The sequence below is a fragment of the Streptomyces coelicoflavus genome (assembly GCF_045041415.1).
Lineage (GTDB): Bacteria > Actinomycetota > Actinomycetes > Streptomycetales > Streptomycetaceae > Streptomyces > Streptomyces coelicoflavus.
The window spans coordinates 5,383,483-5,400,547 of sequence record NZ_CP108218.1; the positions used below are offsets into that span (position 1 = coordinate 5,383,483).

At 73.2% G+C, this 17,065-nt stretch carries 13 protein-coding genes; 8 read left to right on the top strand and 5 right to left on the bottom strand.

The features are described from left to right. Positions 1 to 57: 57 nt before the first annotated feature. The 3 genes from OHA99_RS24010 to OHA99_RS24020 all read left to right on the top strand — a co-directional run bounded on the left by OHA99_RS24010 (position 58) and on the right by OHA99_RS24020 (position 5,805). The gene (locus OHA99_RS24010) at positions 58 to 3,807 is read left to right on the top strand and encodes an ABC transporter ATP-binding protein (protein ID WP_405697743.1); all 3,750 of its coding nucleotides are present in this window, start codon (positions 58 to 60) and stop codon (positions 3,805 to 3,807) included. Positions 3,808 to 3,924: 117 nt separating this feature from the next. Continuing rightward, positions 3,925 to 4,317: a hypothetical protein gene (locus OHA99_RS24015; RefSeq protein ID WP_153179755.1), complete on the top strand. Its 393-nt coding sequence runs from the start codon at positions 3,925 to 3,927 to the stop codon at positions 4,315 to 4,317. Between the two features lie 63 nt (positions 4,318 to 4,380). Further along, on the top strand, positions 4,381 to 5,805 hold the full coding sequence (locus OHA99_RS24020; protein WP_405697746.1) for a S28 family serine protease: 1,425 nt from the start codon (positions 4,381 to 4,383) through the stop codon (positions 5,803 to 5,805). Between the two features lie 42 nt (positions 5,806 to 5,847). On the opposite strand, the gene OHA99_RS24025 is transcribed toward OHA99_RS24020, so the two are convergent. The 3 genes from OHA99_RS24025 to OHA99_RS24035 all read right to left on the bottom strand — a co-directional run bounded on the left by OHA99_RS24025 (position 5,848) and on the right by OHA99_RS24035 (position 9,573). Then, a complete protein-coding gene (locus OHA99_RS24025; RefSeq protein ID WP_405697748.1) occupies positions 5,848 to 6,495 on the bottom strand; it encodes a hypothetical protein in 648 nt (215 codons plus the stop codon). A 137-nt stretch (positions 6,496 to 6,632) separates the two neighbouring features. Further along, positions 6,633 to 8,480: a glycoside hydrolase family 3 protein gene (locus OHA99_RS24030; RefSeq protein ID WP_153179758.1), complete on the bottom strand. Its 1,848-nt coding sequence runs from the start codon at positions 8,478 to 8,480 to the stop codon at positions 6,633 to 6,635. Between the two features lie 151 nt (positions 8,481 to 8,631). Continuing rightward, positions 8,632 to 9,573, bottom strand: coding sequence for a LysR family transcriptional regulator (locus OHA99_RS24035; protein WP_405697750.1), 942 nt, complete (start codon positions 9,571 to 9,573; stop codon positions 8,632 to 8,634). A gap of 108 nt (positions 9,574 to 9,681) precedes the next feature. Between OHA99_RS24035 and OHA99_RS24040 the strand changes: the two genes are divergently transcribed. After that, a complete protein-coding gene (locus OHA99_RS24040) occupies positions 9,682 to 10,623 on the top strand; it encodes an EamA family transporter (protein ID WP_405697752.1) in 942 nt (313 codons plus the stop codon). Then, the gene (locus OHA99_RS24045; protein ID WP_153179761.1) at positions 10,620 to 11,267 is read left to right on the top strand and encodes a GNAT family N-acetyltransferase; all 648 of its coding nucleotides are present in this window, start codon (positions 10,620 to 10,622) and stop codon (positions 11,265 to 11,267) included. The genes OHA99_RS24040 and OHA99_RS24045 overlap by 4 nt, the downstream gene beginning before the upstream one ends. A gap of 31 nt (positions 11,268 to 11,298) precedes the next feature. Here the strand turns inward: OHA99_RS24045 and OHA99_RS24050 are convergent, their stop codons facing one another. Together OHA99_RS24050 and OHA99_RS24055 are read right to left on the bottom strand one after the other, a co-directional pair. Beyond that, complete coding sequence (locus tag OHA99_RS24050; protein ID WP_282880894.1) at positions 11,299 to 12,099, bottom strand: sugar phosphate isomerase/epimerase; 801 nt, start codon at positions 12,097 to 12,099, stop codon at positions 11,299 to 11,301. Positions 12,100 to 12,571: 472 nt separating this feature from the next. Then, the gene (locus OHA99_RS24055) at positions 12,572 to 13,618 is read right to left on the bottom strand and encodes a LacI family DNA-binding transcriptional regulator (RefSeq protein ID WP_164384656.1); all 1,047 of its coding nucleotides are present in this window, start codon (positions 13,616 to 13,618) and stop codon (positions 12,572 to 12,574) included. A gap of 217 nt (positions 13,619 to 13,835) precedes the next feature. Between OHA99_RS24055 and OHA99_RS24060 the strand changes: the two genes are divergently transcribed. Genes OHA99_RS24060 through OHA99_RS24070 form a run of 3 tightly spaced genes read left to right on the top strand, consistent with a single transcriptional unit; the run spans position 13,836 to position 17,028 of the window. Beyond that, the gene (locus tag OHA99_RS24060) at positions 13,836 to 14,987 is read left to right on the top strand and encodes a Gfo/Idh/MocA family protein (protein WP_405697755.1); all 1,152 of its coding nucleotides are present in this window, start codon (positions 13,836 to 13,838) and stop codon (positions 14,985 to 14,987) included. Then, a complete protein-coding gene (locus OHA99_RS24065) occupies positions 14,984 to 16,153 on the top strand; it encodes a dihydrodipicolinate synthase family protein (RefSeq protein ID WP_405697757.1) in 1,170 nt (389 codons plus the stop codon). The genes OHA99_RS24060 and OHA99_RS24065 overlap by 4 nt, the downstream gene beginning before the upstream one ends. A 47-nt stretch (positions 16,154 to 16,200) precedes the next feature. Beyond that, positions 16,201 to 17,028 carry a sugar phosphate isomerase/epimerase family protein gene (locus tag OHA99_RS24070; protein WP_405698998.1) on the top strand — a complete coding sequence of 276 codons (828 nt, stop codon included), beginning with the start codon at positions 16,201 to 16,203 and terminating at the stop codon, positions 17,026 to 17,028. Positions 17,029 to 17,065 lie beyond the last annotated feature (37 nt).

The following is a 17,065-nucleotide window of genomic DNA, read 5'->3' on the forward strand; positions in this document are numbered from 1 at the left end:
CGTGTTGGTGCCTTCCGGTAGATCAGGTGAGCAGGACGACCGACCGGAGGGCACGGCGTGGACGCGCAACGGGGCTGGGTGCGACGACTGGCGGGATACGCCTGGCGGTATCCCAAGGACGTCGTTCTCGCCCTGGGGGCCTCGCTGGGCGGCATGGCCGTCATGGCCTTCGTGCCCCTGATCACCAAGGTGATCATCGACGACGTGATCGGCGACAAGACCCGGGACATGGCCGTCTGGGCCGGTCTCCTGATCGGCGCCGCCGCCGTCGTGTACGGCCTCACCTACATCCGCCGGTACTACGGCGGCCGCCTCGCCCTCGACGTCCAGCACGACCTGCGTACCGACATGTACGGGACGATCACGCGGCTCGACGGCAGACGCCAGGACGAGCTGTCCACGGGGCAGGTGGTCGGGCGGGCGACCAGCGACCTCCAGCTGATCCAGGGCCTGCTCTTCATGCTCCCGATGACCATCGGGAACGTCCTGCTCTTCCTGATCTCCCTGGTGATCATGGCGTGGCTGTCCCTGCCGCTCACCCTGGTCGCGCTGGCCGTCGCCCCCGCCCTGTGGTTCATCGCCCGCCGCAGCCGCACCCGGCTGCACCCCGCCACCTGGTACGCGCAGGCGCAGGCCGCCGCCGTCGCCGGGGTGGTCGACGGCTCGGTGAGCGGCGTCCGCGTGGTGAAGGGCTTCGGGCAGGAGGAGCAGGAGACCGGGAAGCTCAGGGAGGTCGGACGCAGGCTCTTCGCCGGGAGGCTGCGGACGATCAAGCTGAACGCCACGTACACCCCGGCCCTCCAGTCCGTCCCCGCCCTCGGCCAGGTCGCCATGCTCGCCCTCGGCGGCTGGCTGGCCGTCCGCGGACACATCACCCTCGGCACCTTCGTCGCCTTCTCCACCTACCTCGCCCAGCTGGTCGGCCCGGTCCGGATGCTCGCCATGGTGCTCACCGTCGGCCAGCAGGCCCGGGCCGGCACCGAGCGCGTCCTGGAGCTGATCGACACCGAGCCGGCCATGGAGGACGGCACGAAGACCCTCCCGGCCGACGCGCCCGCGACCGTCGAGTTCGACGACGTCGCCTTCGGCTACGACACGGGCGACGGGGAGCCGCGGCCCGTCCTGGACGGGCTCTCCTTCGAGATCCGCGCCGGGGAGACCCTCGCCGTCGTCGGCTCATCCGGCTCCGGCAAGTCCACGGTCTCGCTGCTCCTGCCGCGCTTCTACGACGTGACGCGCGGCGCCGTCCTCGTCGGCGGCCACGACGTGCGCGAACTGACCCTCGACTCGCTGCGGGCCGCCGTCGGCCTGGTGCCCGAGGACTCCTTCCTCTTCTCCGACACCGTCCGCGCCAACATCGCCTACGGCCGCCCGGACGCCACCGACGAGGAGGTCGAGACCGCCGCGCGGGCCGCGCAGGCCCACGGGTTCATCACGGAGCTGCCGGACGGCTACGGCACGACCGTCGGCGAGCACGGGCTCACCCTCTCCGGCGGCCAGCGCCAGCGCGTCGCGCTCGCCCGGGCGATCCTCACCGATCCCCGGCTGCTGGTCCTCGACGACGCCACGTCCGCCGTGGACGCCCGGGTGGAGCACGAGATCCACGAGGCGCTGAAGCAGGTCATGCGGGGCCGCACCACGCTCCTCATCGCCCACCGCCGTTCCACCCTGGGCCTCGCCGACCGCATCGCCGTCCTCGACCGCGGCCGCCTCGCCGACCTCGGCACCCACGAGGAGCTCCAGGAGCGCTCCGCCCTCTACCGGCGCCTGCTCACCGACCCCGACGAGCTGGGCGGCGTCTCGCCCGGCCACACCCGCCCGGCCGAGAAGGCGGAGGACCCCGCCGACACCTCGGTACGCGACGAGCTGGACGCCGAGTTCGATGCCGAGCGCGGGGTCACGCCCCGGCTGTGGACCGGCGACCGCGCACCCAAGGACACCGCCCTCGCCGGCACCCCGGCCACCCCGGAGCTGCTCGCCCAGGTCGACGCGCTGCCCCCGGCCAACGGCACCCCGGACATCGACGAGGCGCAGGCGGTACGCCCCGAGTCGTCGTACGGCCTGCGGCGGCTGCTGCGCGGCTTCCGCAGCCCGCTGCTGATCAGCCTCGCCCTGGTGGCCGTGGACGCCGGCATGGGCCTGCTGCTGCCGGTGCTGATCCGCAACGGCATCGACGACGGCGTCACCCGGGTCGCCCTCGGCGCGGTGTGGGCGTCCTCGCTGCTCGGCCTGGTCGCCGTACTCGCCCAGTGGGCGGCGCAGACCGGCGAGATCCGCATGACCGGGCGGACCGGCGAGCGGATCCTGTACTCGCTGCGTCTGAAGATCTTCGCCCAGCTCCAGCGGCTCGGCCTCGACTACTACGAGCGCGAGCTGACCGGCCGGATCATGACCCGGATGACGACGGACGTGGACGCGCTGTCCACGTTCCTCCAGACTGGACTCGTCACCGCCTTCGTCTCGGTCGTCACCTTCTTCGGCATCATGGTCGCCCTGCTGGTGATCGACGTGGAGCTCGCGCTGATCGTCTTCGCGACCCTGCCGCCGCTGATCATCGCCACGTACTTCTTCCGCAGGGCCAGCGTGAAGGCCTACGAACTCGCCCGAGAGCGCGTGTCCACGGTCAACGCCGACCTCCAGGAGTCGGTGGCGGGTCTCAGGATCGTGCAGGCCTTCCGGCGCGAGCGGGACGGCGGACGCCGGTTCGCCGAGCGCAGCGACAGCTACCGGCAGGCCCGCATCCGCGGACAGTGGCTGATCTCGGTCTACTTCCCGTTCGTGCAGCTGCTGTCGTCGGCCGCCGCCGCGGCGGTGCTGGTCGTGGGCGGCGCGCGGATCGACGACGCGACCCTGACGACCGGCGCGCTGGTGGCGTACCTGCTCTACATCGACCTGTTCTTCGCACCGGTCCAGCAGCTCTCCCAGGTCTTCGACGGCTACCAGCAGGCGTCCGTCTCGCTGGGCCGCATCCAGGAACTGCTGCGCGAGCCCACCTCGACCCGGACCGCCGACAAGCCGTCCGAGGTCACCGGCCTGCGCGGCGAGATCGCCTTCGAGGACGTGCACTTCAAGTACGGCGGCGCCGACGAGGCGGACGCAGCCCTTTCCGGCATCGACCTGCGCATCCCGGCCGGGCAGACCGTCGCCTTCGTCGGCGAGACCGGGGCGGGCAAGTCGACCCTGGTGAAGCTGGTGGCCCGGTTCTACGACCCGACCGACGGCCGGGTCACCGTCGACGGACAGGACCTGCGCGCCCTCGACCTCACCTCCTACCGGCACCGCCTCGGCGTCGTCCCGCAGGAGGCGTACCTCTTCCCCGGCACCGTCCGCGACGCCATCGCCTACGGCCGTCCGGACGCCACGGACGCCCAGGTGGAGGCGGCGGCGCGGGCGGTCGGCGCGCACGAGATGATCGCCACGCTCACCGGCGGCTACCTCCACGAGGTCGCCGAGCGGGGCCGCAACCTCTCCGCCGGGCAGCGGCAGCTGATCGCGCTGGCCCGCGCCGAGCTGGTCGACCCGGACGTCCTGCTCCTCGACGAGGCCACGGCGGCCCTGGACCTGGCCACCGAGGCGCAGGTCAACCAGGCCACCGACCGCATCGCGGGACGCCGTACGACACTCGTCGTGGCGCACCGGCTGACCACGGCCGCCCGCGCGGACCGCGTCGTCGTCATGGACGGCGGGCGGGTCGCCGAGGACGGCACGCACGACGAACTGCTGGCCCTCGACGGACGGTACGCGCGGCTGTGGCGGACCTTCGTCGGCGCGTCCGAACCGGAGGAGCCGGTCGGCGCGACCCGCTGACGCGAGCGGCGCGCCGACGCCATCGATGCGCCGAAGCGCTCGCGCAACCGTGCGACACCCGTCGTGCGTCCGTACACGCGTACGTCGTCAGTCATCGCTCCATGGAGGGGGACCGCAGTGGACCGCGCCGGTGTGACAACCCGTCGTCGGCTGGCGCTCGGCACGGCCGTGCTGAGCGCGGCCGCGCTGCTCGCCGTCGGGCTGCCGCAGGAGGCGCGGGCCGCCACCGGGTGCCCCGGCCGCACGGTGCGCACCCTCCACTTCGCCACCGGGTCCGTCCTCGTCCACCGGCGCGGCGGACAGGTGTGCGCCGTCACCGTCCCCAAGAAGCCCGGGACGAAGCGGCAGATGTCCGTGAGCGTGCAGGCCCGGGGCGGCCGGGCCGTGGTGGACTCGGGCCGGTTCGCCTACCGGGCCGGGCCGGTGACCGTGCACGCCGGGAAGCGCTGCGTGCGGGTGACCGGCAAGGTGTCCAAGAGCTCCGTCGGCTCCGGCTGGATCCTCTGCTGACCCTGGTGCCGCGGGAGTTGCTCCGATAGCTTCCGGCGGACATCAGTTTCACAGGGAGGGTGCATGCGCAAGGCACTCAGATGGCTGCTGGCGCTCGTGGTGCTCATAGGCACCGTCAGCACGGCGGGCGCGGCCACCGCCGCCGAGCCGAAGGCCGTCGACATCAAGGACCGGCTGCTGTCCATACCGGGCATGAGCCTGATCGAGGAGAAGCCGTACACCGGCTACCGCTTCTTCGTCCTCAACTACACCCAGCCGGTGGACCACCGGCACCCGTCCAAGGGCACGTTCCAGCAGCGGATCACCGTGCTGCACAAGGACGTGAACCGCCCGACGGTCTTCTACACCGGCGGCTACAACGTCTCCACGAGCCCCAGCCGGCGCGAGCCGACCCAGATCGTGGACGGCAACCAGGTCTCCATGGAGTACCGCTACTTCACCCCGTCCCGGCCCGCCCCGGCCGACTGGTCCAAGCTGGACATCTGGCAGGCCGCCAGCGACCAGCACCGCATCTTCAAGGCCCTGAAGCCGATCTACTCGGAGAACTGGATCTCCACCGGCGGCTCCAAGGGCGGCATGACCGCCACCTACTACGAGCGCTTCTACCCGCGTGACATGGACGGCGTGGTCGCCTATGTCGCCCCCAACGACGTGGTGAACAAGGAGGACTCGGCCTACGACCGCTTCTTCGCCCGCGTCGGCACCGAGGAGTGCCGCGACAAGCTGAACGGCGTGCAGCGCGAGGCGCTGGTCCGCCGGGCGCCGCTGGAGGAGAAGTACGCGGCGTACGCGGCCGAGAACGGCTACACCTTCGACACCATCGGCAGCCTCGACCGCGCCTACGAGGCCGTCGTCCTCGACTACGTGTGGGGCTTCTGGCAGTACAGCACCCTCGCCGACTGCGCCGGCATCCCGGCCGACGCGAAGCACGCCACCGACGAGGCCATCTGGGACTCCGTCGACACGATCTCCGGCTTCTCCGCCTACACCGACCAGGGCCTGGGGAGGTACACGCCGTACTACTACCAGGCGGGCACGCAGCTGGGCGCGCCGACGATCCACTTCCCGCACATCGAGAAGAAGTACATCCGCTACGGCTACCAGCCGCCGCGCAACTTCGTGCCCCGCTCGATCCCGATGAAGTTCGAGCCGTGGGCGATGCGGGACGTCGACACGTGGGTGCGGCACAACGCCCGGCACATGCTGTTCGTGTACGGCGAGAACGACCCGTGGGGCGCCGAGCGCTTCCGCGTCGGCCACGGCGCGCGTGACTCCTACGTCATGACCGCGCCCGGCATGAACCACGGGGCGAACGTGGCCGGTCTGGTCGACGGCCAGAAGGCCTTCGCCACCGCCCGCATCCTGGACTGGGCGGGCGTCGCCTCCGCCAGGGTGCAGGAGAACCCGTCGGCGGCCGAGCCACTGGCGGCGTTCGACGCGAGGCTGGACAAGCGGGACGTCGAGCGCGAACCGGCGCTGCGCCCGTAGCGGCGTCTCCTCCGGCACGGTGACGGTGCCCGGCCGCCGCTTTCACAGCGGCCGGGCACAGCCCACCGGGCGGGTGCCGCCGAGCCGGACGTACAGAGCGGTCGAGGCGGGGCAGTCCGCGCGGACGGCGACCGCCTCGACCACTCTGAACCGCGGGCCGCGGGTGTCCTCGCCGTCGCACGCGGCCTCGCGGACCCGGCCGCCGCCGATGTCGCGGACGCAGTCGCCGACGACGGTGCGCGGGCCGCCCCCGCCGCCCGGATCACCGGGGTGCGGCGGCCGCAGCCTGCGCACGCAGGCGTAGCCCCGGGGCACGGCCCCGTCGCCGTCCTCGTCGCCGGACGGCCGGTGTTCGCTGATGTGCAGGACGAAGTCGGTGGTGTCGGGGCACGGCGGCCCGTCGCGCGCGCGGCCGCCCTCCCGGGCCACCACCCGGGCCGCCGCCCGCTCGCTGTCGCAGGGCACCTCGGTGACGCCGACCGTGCCGGACGAACTGCACTCGCCCACCGCGAGGAACACCGCCCCGTACCCCGACGGCCGGAGCTCGGCGGACGTCGCCCCCGGCCGCTGCCCGCCGGAGCCGTCGCCGGCCGCACCCGGCAGACCACCGTGACAACCCGTCAGGGCCGGTCCCAGCAGCGCCGGCAGGGCGCACAGCATCCAGGCACCGGCAGCCCGTCGTCCACCCATCGCCGCCCCCCCCGCGTTCCCGCGTTCCCCCGGTCCAGCGTGGCCCGCCGGGGCGGGCGCACGCCAGACGCGCGAAAGGGTGTGCGCACGGGTGCCGGGGGCGCCCCCGGCGCGTGCCGCGGCCGCGCCACGACGCGCTACGACCGGTAGGTCAGCCCGTGCCCGAGCGGGAGGAGCACCGTCTCCGGGTCGTCGGCGCGCACCACCGGCACCGGCAGCTTCCCGCGCGGCCGCACCCGCCCGGCGATGACGCGGGCCGCCGCGCGCACCTCCACGTCGGTCCAGGAGTAGGCGGCGAGGAAGGCCGGGACGCCGGGGAGCTGGGCGACGTCGTACGGGTTGCGGACGGCGACCGCGACGACCGGCTTCCCGGTCTCCAGCAGCCGCGTGACCAGGGTCCGCTGGCTGCTGCCCGCGGTCACGTTGTACGTGGCGACCACCACCGCGTCGGCGTCCCCGGCCGCCGCGACGGCGCGGTCGATCACGGCGGCGGAGGGCGCGGTGCCGGTGGACAGGGCGGTGGCCGTGAAGCCCAGCTCCGTCAGCGCGCCCGCGAGCACACCGGTGGGCGGCCCGGTCGTGCCCGACGGCGAGGCCGGATCGGCGCCCACCACCAGCAGCCTGCGGTGTGCGCGGCGCGACAGCGGCAGCAGCGCCCCTTCGTTGACCAGCAGCGTGGTGCTCCGCTCCGCGATCCGGTCGGCCGCGGCCAGGTGTCCCCGCGTGCCGACGGTCCGGTCGACGTCCCGGCCGCTGGTGTACGCGTCCCGGAACAGCCCCAGCTTCGCCTTCAGCCGCAGCACGCGCAGGATCGATTCGTCGAGCCGCGCCTCGGTCAGTTCGCCGTCCTTCACGGCCGTCAGGACGGCGTTCCAGGCGAGCGGCAGGTCCGGCGGGTTGAGCAGCTGGTCGACACCGGCCTTCAGCGCCAGCACCGGCACCCGCGCGTCGCCGTACTTGGTGCGCACGCCCTGCATGCCGAGGGAGTCGGTGACCACCACCCCGTCGTAGCCCAGTTCCTCGCGCAGGATGCCGGTGAGGATGGGGCGGGAGAGGGTGGCCGGGTCGCCGGAGTCGTCGAGCGCGGGGACCATCAGGTGGGCGGTCATGATGGCGTCGATGCCGGCCTCGATCGCCGCGCGGAAGGGCGGCGCGTCCAGCTCCTCCCACTGCTCGCGGCTGTGCGTGATGACCGGGAAGCCGGTGTGGCTGTCGGTGGCGGTGTCGCCGTGCCCGGGGAAGTGCTTGGCGCACGCGGCGACGCCGGACCGCTGGTACCCCGTCACCTCGGCGGCCACCAACCGCGCCACGGCGTCCGGGTCGGCGCCGAAGGAGCGCACACCGATCACGGGGTTGGCCGGGTTGACGTTGACGTCGGCCACGGGGGAGTAGTCCTGGCGGATGCCCAGCGCGTTCAGCTCGGCGCCCGCGATCCGGCCGAGCGTACGGGCGTCGGAGCGCGACCCGCCCGCCCCGACGGCCATCGCGCCCGGGAAGAGGGTGGCCGGCTCGCCCACGCGGGCCACTATGCCGTGCTCCTGGTCCGTGGAGATCAGCACGGGCAGCCCGCGCGGCTGCTCCAGGGAAGCCTTCTGGATGCCGTTGGACAGGTCGGCGATCTGGTGCGGGTCCCGGGTGTTGTGCGCCCAGGCGAAGTAGATGATGCCGCCGACCCGGTACTCGGCGACCAGCTCGGCCGCGGTGCGGACGCCGATCTCCTTCAGGTTGGCGTCGATGTCCGCCTGGTCGGGGTCGGTGGCGGAGTGGCCGTAGACGCGCATGACGAAGAGCTGCCCGACCTTCTCCTCCAGCGTCATACGGGAGATGAGGCCGCGGAGCTTGTCGTCGTCGGGCCTGCGGGCGTCGGCGTACGCCGTGCCGCCCCCGGCCGCGAGGGCCGCGGTCACGACCGCGGTGGCGGTGAGGACGGTGCGTCTGGAGGGCTGTGCGGTGCTTCCCGGGCCGGCCGTGCTGGTGTGGTGCACGTGCGCTCCTTCCGGAGGGCTGCTGAAGGAAACTGCCAAGGAGTCACCAATATCCGGGAAGTTTCTGCCAGTCAAGGGACCGCACAGAGGCCAAGCGCTCAGAAGGCGCTTGCTCCGACCCGCCCGGGCAGGGCCGGTGACGGGACGTCGGTCAGCCGGACCCGGCGGCCGGGGCCGGCGGGGTGTCGTGGGCCGAGACGCCCGGCCAGTGGGCCCGCAGCGTGCGGACCGTTTCCGCGATGGCCGGGCGGCGGGCCGCGCCCGTGCGCCACAGGGCGTACAGCCGCCGTACCGGCATCGGGTCGAGCGGCACCTCCACCACCCCCGCGGGCAGCGGACCGCGCCCCAGCCGGGGGATGAGGGCGACGCCGAGACCGGCGGCGACCAGCGCGACGAGGGTCGGGTTCTCGTCCGCCTGGTGGACGATGTCCGGCTCGTGCCCGGCACCGCGCAGCGTCCGCAGCAGCCAGTCGTGGCACACCCGCCCGGGCGGCTGGCAGATCCACCGCTCCCCGCCCAACTCCGCACGCCGTACGGCGCCCCGTCCCGCGAGGCGGTGCCCCTCGGGCACCAGCAGGTCGCACAGGTCCTCCCCGATCGGCGCCTGCTCCACCCCGGCCGGGGCGGGCAGCGGGGCGATGTCCCAGTCGTGCGCCACCACCAGGTCGACCGCCCCCTTGGCCACCAGGTCCACGGACAGGTGCGGGTCGACCTCGGTGAGCCGCGCGTCGAGACCGGGGTGGCGCGCCGCCAGGTCGGCCAGAACGGACGGCAGCAGACCGCGCGCCGCCGACGCGAACGCGGCGACGGCCAGCCGCCCCGACGGCACCCCGCGCCGCTCCTCGAGCCGGGTCTCCGCCCGCTCCACGATGGCCAGCAACTCGGCCGCGGTGACGACCAGTTGCCGGGCCTCGTCGGTGAGACGCACCCCGCGCCCCTCCCGCTCCAGGAGCACCGTCCTGGTCTCCTGCTCCAGCTTGGCGATCTGCTGCGACACGGCCGACGGCGTGAACCCGAGCGCGGCGGCGGCCGCACCGACCGTCCCGTGCACGGACACGGCGTGCAGGGCGCGCAGACGCTGGAGGTCGAGCATGACGGCTCCCGGGGAACGCGACGGAGGACCAATGAACAGCAATGCTTCATCCAACCATGCAGCAATCATCGCTGGTGCTACACGGTCCTCCCGGCCGATGCTCGACGCATGCGACCTTCCCACCTCCTCCTCGCCGTGCTCGTCGCCGCCGTCTGGGGCGTGAACTTCACGGTCATCGAGATCGGCCTCGACCACTTCCCGCCGCTCCTCTTCTCCGCCCTGCGCTTCCTGGCCGCCGCGCTGCCCGCCGTCTTCCTGGTGGGCCGCCCGAAGGTGGCCTGGAAGTGGATCGCGGCGGTGGGGCTGGTCCTCGGCGTGGCCAAGTTCGGCCTGGTCTTCGTGGGCATGGACGCGGGCATGCCGGCCGGCCTGTCCTCCCTCGTCCTCCAGATCCAGGCGGTGTTCACCGCGGTGATCGCCGCCGCCGTCCTGCGGGAACGCCCCTCCCCCGTCCAGGCCCTGGGCATGCTGGTCGCGCTGGCCGGCATCGGCGTGGCGGCGATCGACGAGGGCGCTTCGGGACCGCTGGGCGCGTTCCTGATGGTGATCGGCGCCGCGGCGGCGTGGGGCGTGTCCAACGTCCTGACCCGCAAGGCGTCCCCGCCCGACGCGCTGAACTTCATGGTCTGGGTCTCCACCGTCCCGGTACTGCCCCTGCTGGCCCTCTCCCTGCTCACCGAGGGCCCCGCCGAGGACCTCGGCGCCCTGCGCGCCCTGGACTGGCAGGGGACGGGCACCATCCTCTTCGTCGCCTGGGTCTCGACCGTCTTCGGCTTCGGCGCCTGGGGCTGGCTGCTGCGCCGTCACCCCGCCTCGACGGTCGCGCCGTTTTCGCTCCTCGTCCCGGTCTTCGGCATGTCGTCGGCGGCCCTCTTCCTCGGCGAGTCGGTGACCCCCCTGCGCTGGGGCGCGGCGGCCCTGCTGGTGGGCGGGGTGGCGCTGACGACGCTCACTCCCGCCCGCCGGGGCCGCACACGGGAGGCGACCGACCCGGCCCGCCCGGAATTCGCTGGACGGCCCCCGGCCCGGGCAGAAGAATCCGTCGGGTGACATTCACACTGAAGGGCCCGGTCCTCGAAGGCACGCTGGTACGACTGGAGCCGCTGGGCCATCAGCACGCGGCCGACCTGGCGGTGGCGGCGGAGGAGGACCGCGGCACCTACGACTTCACGACGGTGCCGAGGACCGACGGGGTGGGCGCCTACATCGACACCCACCTGGCCACGGCGGCCACCGGACGGCTGGCGCCCTACGCGCAGGTCTCCGTCGCCACCGGCCGTGCGGTCGGTGCCACTGCCTACTGGGAACCCCGCTCCTGGCTCGCCGACGACGCGCTCGACGCCGTCGAGGTCGGCTTCACCTGGCTGGCCCCTTCCGCCCAGGGCACGGGCGTGAACGCCGAGTCCAAGCTGCTCCTGTTCCGCCATGCCTTCGAGGTCTGGGGCGTCTCCCGCGTCGACCTCAAGACCGACGCCCGCAACCGGCGCTCCCGCGCCGCGATCGAGAAGACCGGCGCCCGCTTCGAGGGCGTCCTGCGCAACTGGTCCCGCTCCTGGGCGCCGGGCGAGGAGGGCCGGCTGCGCGACTCCGCGATCTACTCGATCACGGCGGCGGAGTGGCCGGGGTGCCGGGAGCTGCTGGAGGACCGGGTGCGCTCGGCGGAGGCGCGGACCGCGGAGGTGCGGTCGGCGTAGGCGCCGTCCGCCGCGGTGCCGCCGCCGGCGCTCACGCCGCGTCCGTGAGCAGTCGGGCCAGGTGCTCGCGGCCCCGCCCCAGCAGCTCGGGCAGCGGGGCGGCCGACTCGTACCACCGCTTCTCGTACTCCCAGCACAGCCAGCCGTCCCAGCCGTGCCGCGACAGCACGTCCACCACCTCCGTGAGCGGCAGCACCCCGGCACCCAGCGCCAGCGGAGTGGTGTCCTCGGCGGAGGCGATGTCCTTGACCTGGACATAGCCCAGGTGCGGGGAGAGCGCCGCGTACGACTCGGAGGGCTGCTCCCCGCCCAGCCAGGTGTGCATCACGTCCCACAGGGCGCCGGCCTGCCGGTGCCCGACCAGCCCGAGGACGCGCATCGCGTCGGCGCCCGTGCGGTGCGAGTCGTGGGTCTCCAGCAGGATGCGTACGCCGAGCTCGGCGGCGTACTCGGCGGCCGTGCCCAGCCGCCGCGCGGCCACCGCGTCCGCCTCCTCGGCGCTCTGCTCGGTGCCGCCGCCCGGGAAGACCCGGATGTACGGGGCGCCCAGGTCGCGGGCGAGATCGAGCAGGCCGCGCATCTCGGCGATCACGGCGTCGTCGTCCCCGGGCGCGGCGACCCGCGCGTATCCCGCCACCCCCAGCGGTTCGACACCGGCCGCCGCGAACTGTGCGGCGACGGCGGCCCGTTCGTCCGGCCCGAGGCTCGGGTTGACCGGTTCCTCGGGGTGGGCGCGCAACTCGACCCCGTGATAGCCGTGCGCGGTAGCGAGCCCCAGCACGTCGCTCAGGGGCAGTCCGGGAACACCGAGAGTGGAGAACGCCAGCTTCATGCCCACGGAGCGTACCCGCGATCACGCGGTTTACGTGGGGACACGGACGGAACGTTCGGTGACGCCGACCGGCATTCTCGGCCCGGTCGCTTGTGGACGCCGGCCGGCATTCTCAACCTGGTCGCCTGTGGACGGGGGCGGGCATTCTCAGCCCGGGCGCCCGCTGACACCGGCCGGCATTCTCAGCCCGGTCGCTTGTGGACGGGGGCGGGCATTCTCAGCCCGGGCGCCTGCTGACACCGGCCGGCATTCTCGGCCCGGTCGCTTGTGGACGCGGGCCGGCATTCCCAGCCCGGGCGCCTGTGGACGCCGACCGGCATTTTCAGCCCGGTCGCTTGTGGACGCCGGTCGGCATTCTCAGCCCGTCCGGCGTTTGAGGACGAGGCCGTCCAGGCCGAAGCGGGGGCCTGGGGGCGGCAGCCCCCCGCAACGCCCACACCCACGCGGGTCACCGCGAAACCGACGGCCCGCTTCAGCCCCGCGGCCGTCCGGAGGACCCCCGTACCATCAACTCCCCCCGCACCATGGCGATCCCCCCCACCGGCGCGTCCTCCCGTCCCATCGCGACCCGCCCCGCCCGCGCCCCCGCCTCCGCCAGCGGCAGCCGCACCGTCGTCAGCGCGGGCACCGCGTCGATGCTGAACGGCAGGTCGTCGAAGCCGGCCACGGACACGTCGTCCGGGATCCGCAGCCCCGAGTCGCGCAGCGCCGCGCACGCGCCCAGCGCGACGGTGTCGTTCGCGGCGACGACCGCGGTCAGCGTCGGGTCCCTGCGCAGCAGCTCCAGCGTGGCCTCGTACCCGGCCTGCCGGTCGTAGCGGCCGTGGACCGTCCAGCGGGGGTCCTCCTCGATGCCGTGCGCGGCGAGGGCGGTGCGGTGACCCTCCAGTCGGTGCCGGGTCGTGGTGCGCTCCTCGGGGCCCGCGATGTAGCCGAGCCGCCGGTGCCCGAGCCCGATCAGGTGCTCGGTCAGCTCCCGCCCGCCCCCGCGGTTGTCGAAGGTGAGCGCGATCGCCCCGGTGTCCGGCGCCGGCGGCCGCCCGCACAGCACCACGCGCGTCCCGGCCTCCGTGAGCTTGCGCAGCTTCGCCGCCACGGCCGCCTGGTGGACCCCGTCCTCCATCGCGCCGCCGGTCAGCACCACCGCCGCCGCGCGCTGGCGCTGGAGCAGCGTGAGGTAGGTCAGTTCGCGCTCCGGGGTGCCGCCGGTGTTGCAGACCACGGCGAGTCTCTCGCCGCCCGCCCGGCCGCCCGGCCCGCCGATCTCGGACTGGACGGCGCCGGCCATGATGCCGAAGAAGGGGTCGGCGATGTCGTTGACGAGGATGCCGACCAGGTCGGAGGTGGCCGCCGCCAGCGCGCTCGCGGGGCCGTTGAGCACGTAGTCCAGCTCGTCGACGGCCTTGAGCACCCGCTCCCGGGTGGAGGCCGCCACGGGGTAGTTGCCGTTCAGTACGCGCGACACCGTCGCGGGGGAGACCTGGGCGCGGGCCGCCACGTCCGCCAGTGTCACCGTCATGTTCCAGTCCTCCGCATCGCGCGTGTGAGCCGAACGCCGTACCGGCTGACCTTACGGCCCCCGCCCGTCGCCGTTCGCCCCCTCGAACAACTCACCCGAACCGCGGTCTTGTCCAGACCACCGTTCACAGGCTAGCTTCGTTCTACATAGAAAGCGCTTGCTGTACGGCTCGAACTCGATCCGGGGCTCGCGGCACGGCTCGTACGAAGGGAATGACGTGACACGCAAGACGGTGCGTATCGCCATGAACGGTGTGACCGGACGCATGGGCTACCGCCAGCACCTGGTCCGCTCCATCCTGGCGCTGCGCGAACAGGGCGGCCTCGACCTCGGTGACGGCACCGTGCTGTGGCCGGAGCCGGTCCTGGTCGGCCGCCGCGAGCACGCGCTGAGGGCGCTGGCCGAACGGCACGGACTCGACCACGTCTCCACCGACCTGGACGCGGTCCTCGCCGACGACTCCATCGACATCTACTTCGACGCCCAGGTCACCTCGGCCCGCGAGGAGGCGATCAGGAAGGCGATCGCCGCGGGCAAGCACGTCTACACCGAGAAGCCGACGGCCACCGGCCTCGACGGCGCCCTGGAGCTGGCCCGGCTGGCGAACGCGGCCGGCATCAAGCACGGCGTCGTCCAGGACAAGCTCTTCCTCCCCGGCCTGCTCAAGCTCAAGCGCCTCATCGACGGCGGCTTCTTCGGGCGGATCCTGTCCGTGCGCGGCGAGTTCGGCTACTGGGTCTTCGAGGGCGACTGGCAGGAGGCGCAGCGCCCGTCCTGGAACTACCGCAGCGAGGACGGCGGCGGCATCGTCGTCGACATGTTCCCGCACTGGGAGTACGTCCTGCACGAGCTGTTCGGCCGGGTGAAGTCCGTGCAGGCCCTCACCGCCACCCACGTCCCCGAGCGCTGGGACGAGAAGGGCAAGCCCTACGACGCCACCGCCGACGACGCCGCGTACGGCGTCTTCGAACTCGACGGCGGCGCGATCGCACAGATCAACTCCTCCTGGGCGGTCCGCGTCCACCGCGACGAGCTGGTCGAGTTCCAGGTCGACGGCACCGAGGGCTCCGCCGTCGCGGGGCTGCGGGGCTGCCGCGTCCAGCACCGCTCGGCCACCCCCAAGCCGGTCTGGAACCCGGACATCCCCGCCACCGAGGCCTTCCGCGACCAGTGGCAGGAGGTCCCCGACAACGGCGACTTCGACAACGGCTTCAAGGCCCAGTGGGAGCTGTTCCTGCGCCACGTCTACGCCGACGCCCCCTACCACTGGGACCTGCTGGCCGGCGCCCGCGGCGTCCAGCTCGCCGAACTGGGCCTCAGGTCCTCCGCGGAGGGCCGCCGCCTCGACGTACCGGAGATCGGCCTGTGACCCTCCACCTGCCGAACCCCGACGGCACCCTGCGCACCTACGAGCCCTACCCGGAGCCGTTGCGCCACACCATGCCGCTTCCGGGAAGCGCTTTCACCTCCCGTACGGTCTTCTCGGCCGCGCACGTCGTCGCCGACCCGTACGCCGACACCACCCCCGACGGGCCCGCCGCCGTCGACTGGGACGCCACCCTCGCCTTCCGCCGTCACCTGTGGTCCCACGGACTCGGCGTGGCCGAGGCGATGGACACCGCCCAGCGCGGCATGGGCCTGGACTGGCCCACGGCGGCCGAACTGATCCGCCGCTCCGCCGCCGAGGCGAAGGCGGCAGGCGGCCGCATCGCCTGCGGCGTGGGCACGGACCAGCTGACCGCGACCGCCACCACCTCCCTCGCGGAGGTCCGGAAGGCGTACGAGGAACAACTCGCCGTCGTGGAGGAGTCGGGCGCCCAGGCCATCCTGATGGCCTCCCGCGCCCTGGCCGCGACGGCCAAGGGCCCGGACGACTACCTGGAGGTCTACGGCCACCTGCTGCGCCAGGCCGCCGAACCGGTGATCCTGCACTGGCTGGGCCCGATGTTCGACCCGGCCCTGGACGGCTACTGGGGTTCGTCCGACCTGGACACGGCGACGGACACCTTCCTTGAGGTCATCGCCGCCCACCCCGACAAGGTCGACGGCATCAAGGTCTCCCTCCTGGACGCCCAGCGCGAGATCGACCTCCGTCGCCGCCTCCCGCAGGGCGTGCGCTGCTACACCGGCGACGACTTCAACTACCCCGAGCTGATCGCGGGCGACGACCAGGGCTTCAGCCACGCCCTGCTCGGCATCTTCGACCCCCTGGGCCCGCTGGCGGCGGAGGCGGTCCGCCTTCTGGACACCGGGAACACGGAGGCCTTCCGCGGCCTCCTCGACCCCAGCGTGGAACTCTCCCGCCACCTCTTCCGGGCCCCCACCCGCTTCTACAAGACGGGCGTGGTCTTCCTGGCCTGGCTGTCCGGCCACCAGAGCCACTTCACGATGGTCGGCGGCCTCCAGTCGGCCCGCTCCCTGCAGCACCTCGTCCACGCCTACGAACTCGCCGACGAACTCCTCCTGTTCCCGGACCCGCTGCTGGCCGAGGACCGCATGCGAACCCTGTTGAAACTGCACGGAGTGGACCAGTGAACGACGACGACACGCAGCCCGGCCCGACCCGCTTCAGCATCAACCAGATGACGGTCAAGCAGCTCTCGCTGCCGGAACTGACCACGGCTTGCCGTGAACTGGGCATCGGCAACGTCGGCCTGTGGCGCGAGCCGGTCCAGGCGTACGGCGTCGAGGCGGCGGCGAAGCTGGTCCGCGAGGCGGGCCTGCGAGTCACCACCCTGTGCCGGGGCGGCTTCCTCACCGCCGTCGACCCCGACGAGCGCGCGAAGGCGCTGGCCGACAACCGCCGTGCCGTCGACGAGGCCGCCGCCCTCGGCACCGACACCCTGGTCCTGGTCTCGGGCGGCCTCCCCGCCGGTGACAAGGACCTGCGCGCCGCCCGCGAACGCATCGCCGACGCCCTGGCGGAGCTGGGCCCCTACGCCGAACAGCACGGCGTACGCCTCGCCATCGAGCCGCTCCACCCCATGTACGCCTCCGACCGCTGCGTGGTCTCCACCCTCACCCAGGCCCTGGACCTCGCCGAACGCTTCCCGGCCCACCAGGTCGGCGTCACCGTCGACACGTACCACATCTGGTGGGACGACCAGGCTCCGGCGCAGATCGCCCGGGCCGGCGCGGGCGGCCGCATCCACACCTTCCAGCTCGCCGACTGGACCACCCCCCTGCCCGAGGGCGTCCTCAACGGCCGCGGCCAGATCGGCGACGGCGCGATCGACATGCGGGAGTGGAAGGGGTACGTCGAGGCGGCCGGGTACACCGGCCCGATCGAGGTCGAACTGTTCAACGAGGGGCTGTGGGCACGGGACGGGCGGGAGGTGCTGGCCGAGACGGCGGCCCGGTTCGCCGCGCACGCCGGGGACGGGGCGGGCGCCGCAGGTCCCCAAAAGTAAATCCGGCGACCGTGCAACCCTTCCGGGGGTCCGTGGG

Bases quoted from the DNA above. Each gene is read 5' to 3' on its own strand.
- OHA99_RS24020 (WP_405697746.1), top strand. From the start codon at position 4,381: ATGCGCAAGGCACTCAGATGGCTGCTGGCGCTCGTGGTGCTCATAGGC.
- OHA99_RS24025 (WP_405697748.1), bottom strand. From the start codon at position 6,495: ATGGGTGGACGACGGGCTGCCGGTGCCTGGATGCTGTGCGCCCTGCCG.
- OHA99_RS24035 (WP_405697750.1), bottom strand. From the start codon at position 9,573: ATGCTCGACCTCCAGCGTCTGCGCGCCCTGCACGCCGTGTCCGTGCAC.
- OHA99_RS24040 (WP_405697752.1), top strand. From the start codon at position 9,682: ATGCGACCTTCCCACCTCCTCCTCGCCGTGCTCGTCGCCGCCGTCTGG.
- OHA99_RS24050 (WP_282880894.1), bottom strand. From the start codon at position 12,099: ATGAAGCTGGCGTTCTCCACTCTCGGTGTTCCCGGACTGCCCCTGAGC.
- OHA99_RS24055 (WP_164384656.1), bottom strand. From the start codon at position 13,618: ATGACGGTGACACTGGCGGACGTGGCGGCCCGCGCCCAGGTCTCCCCC.
- OHA99_RS24070 (WP_405698998.1), top strand. From the start codon at position 16,201: ATGACGGTCAAGCAGCTCTCGCTGCCGGAACTGACCACGGCTTGCCGT.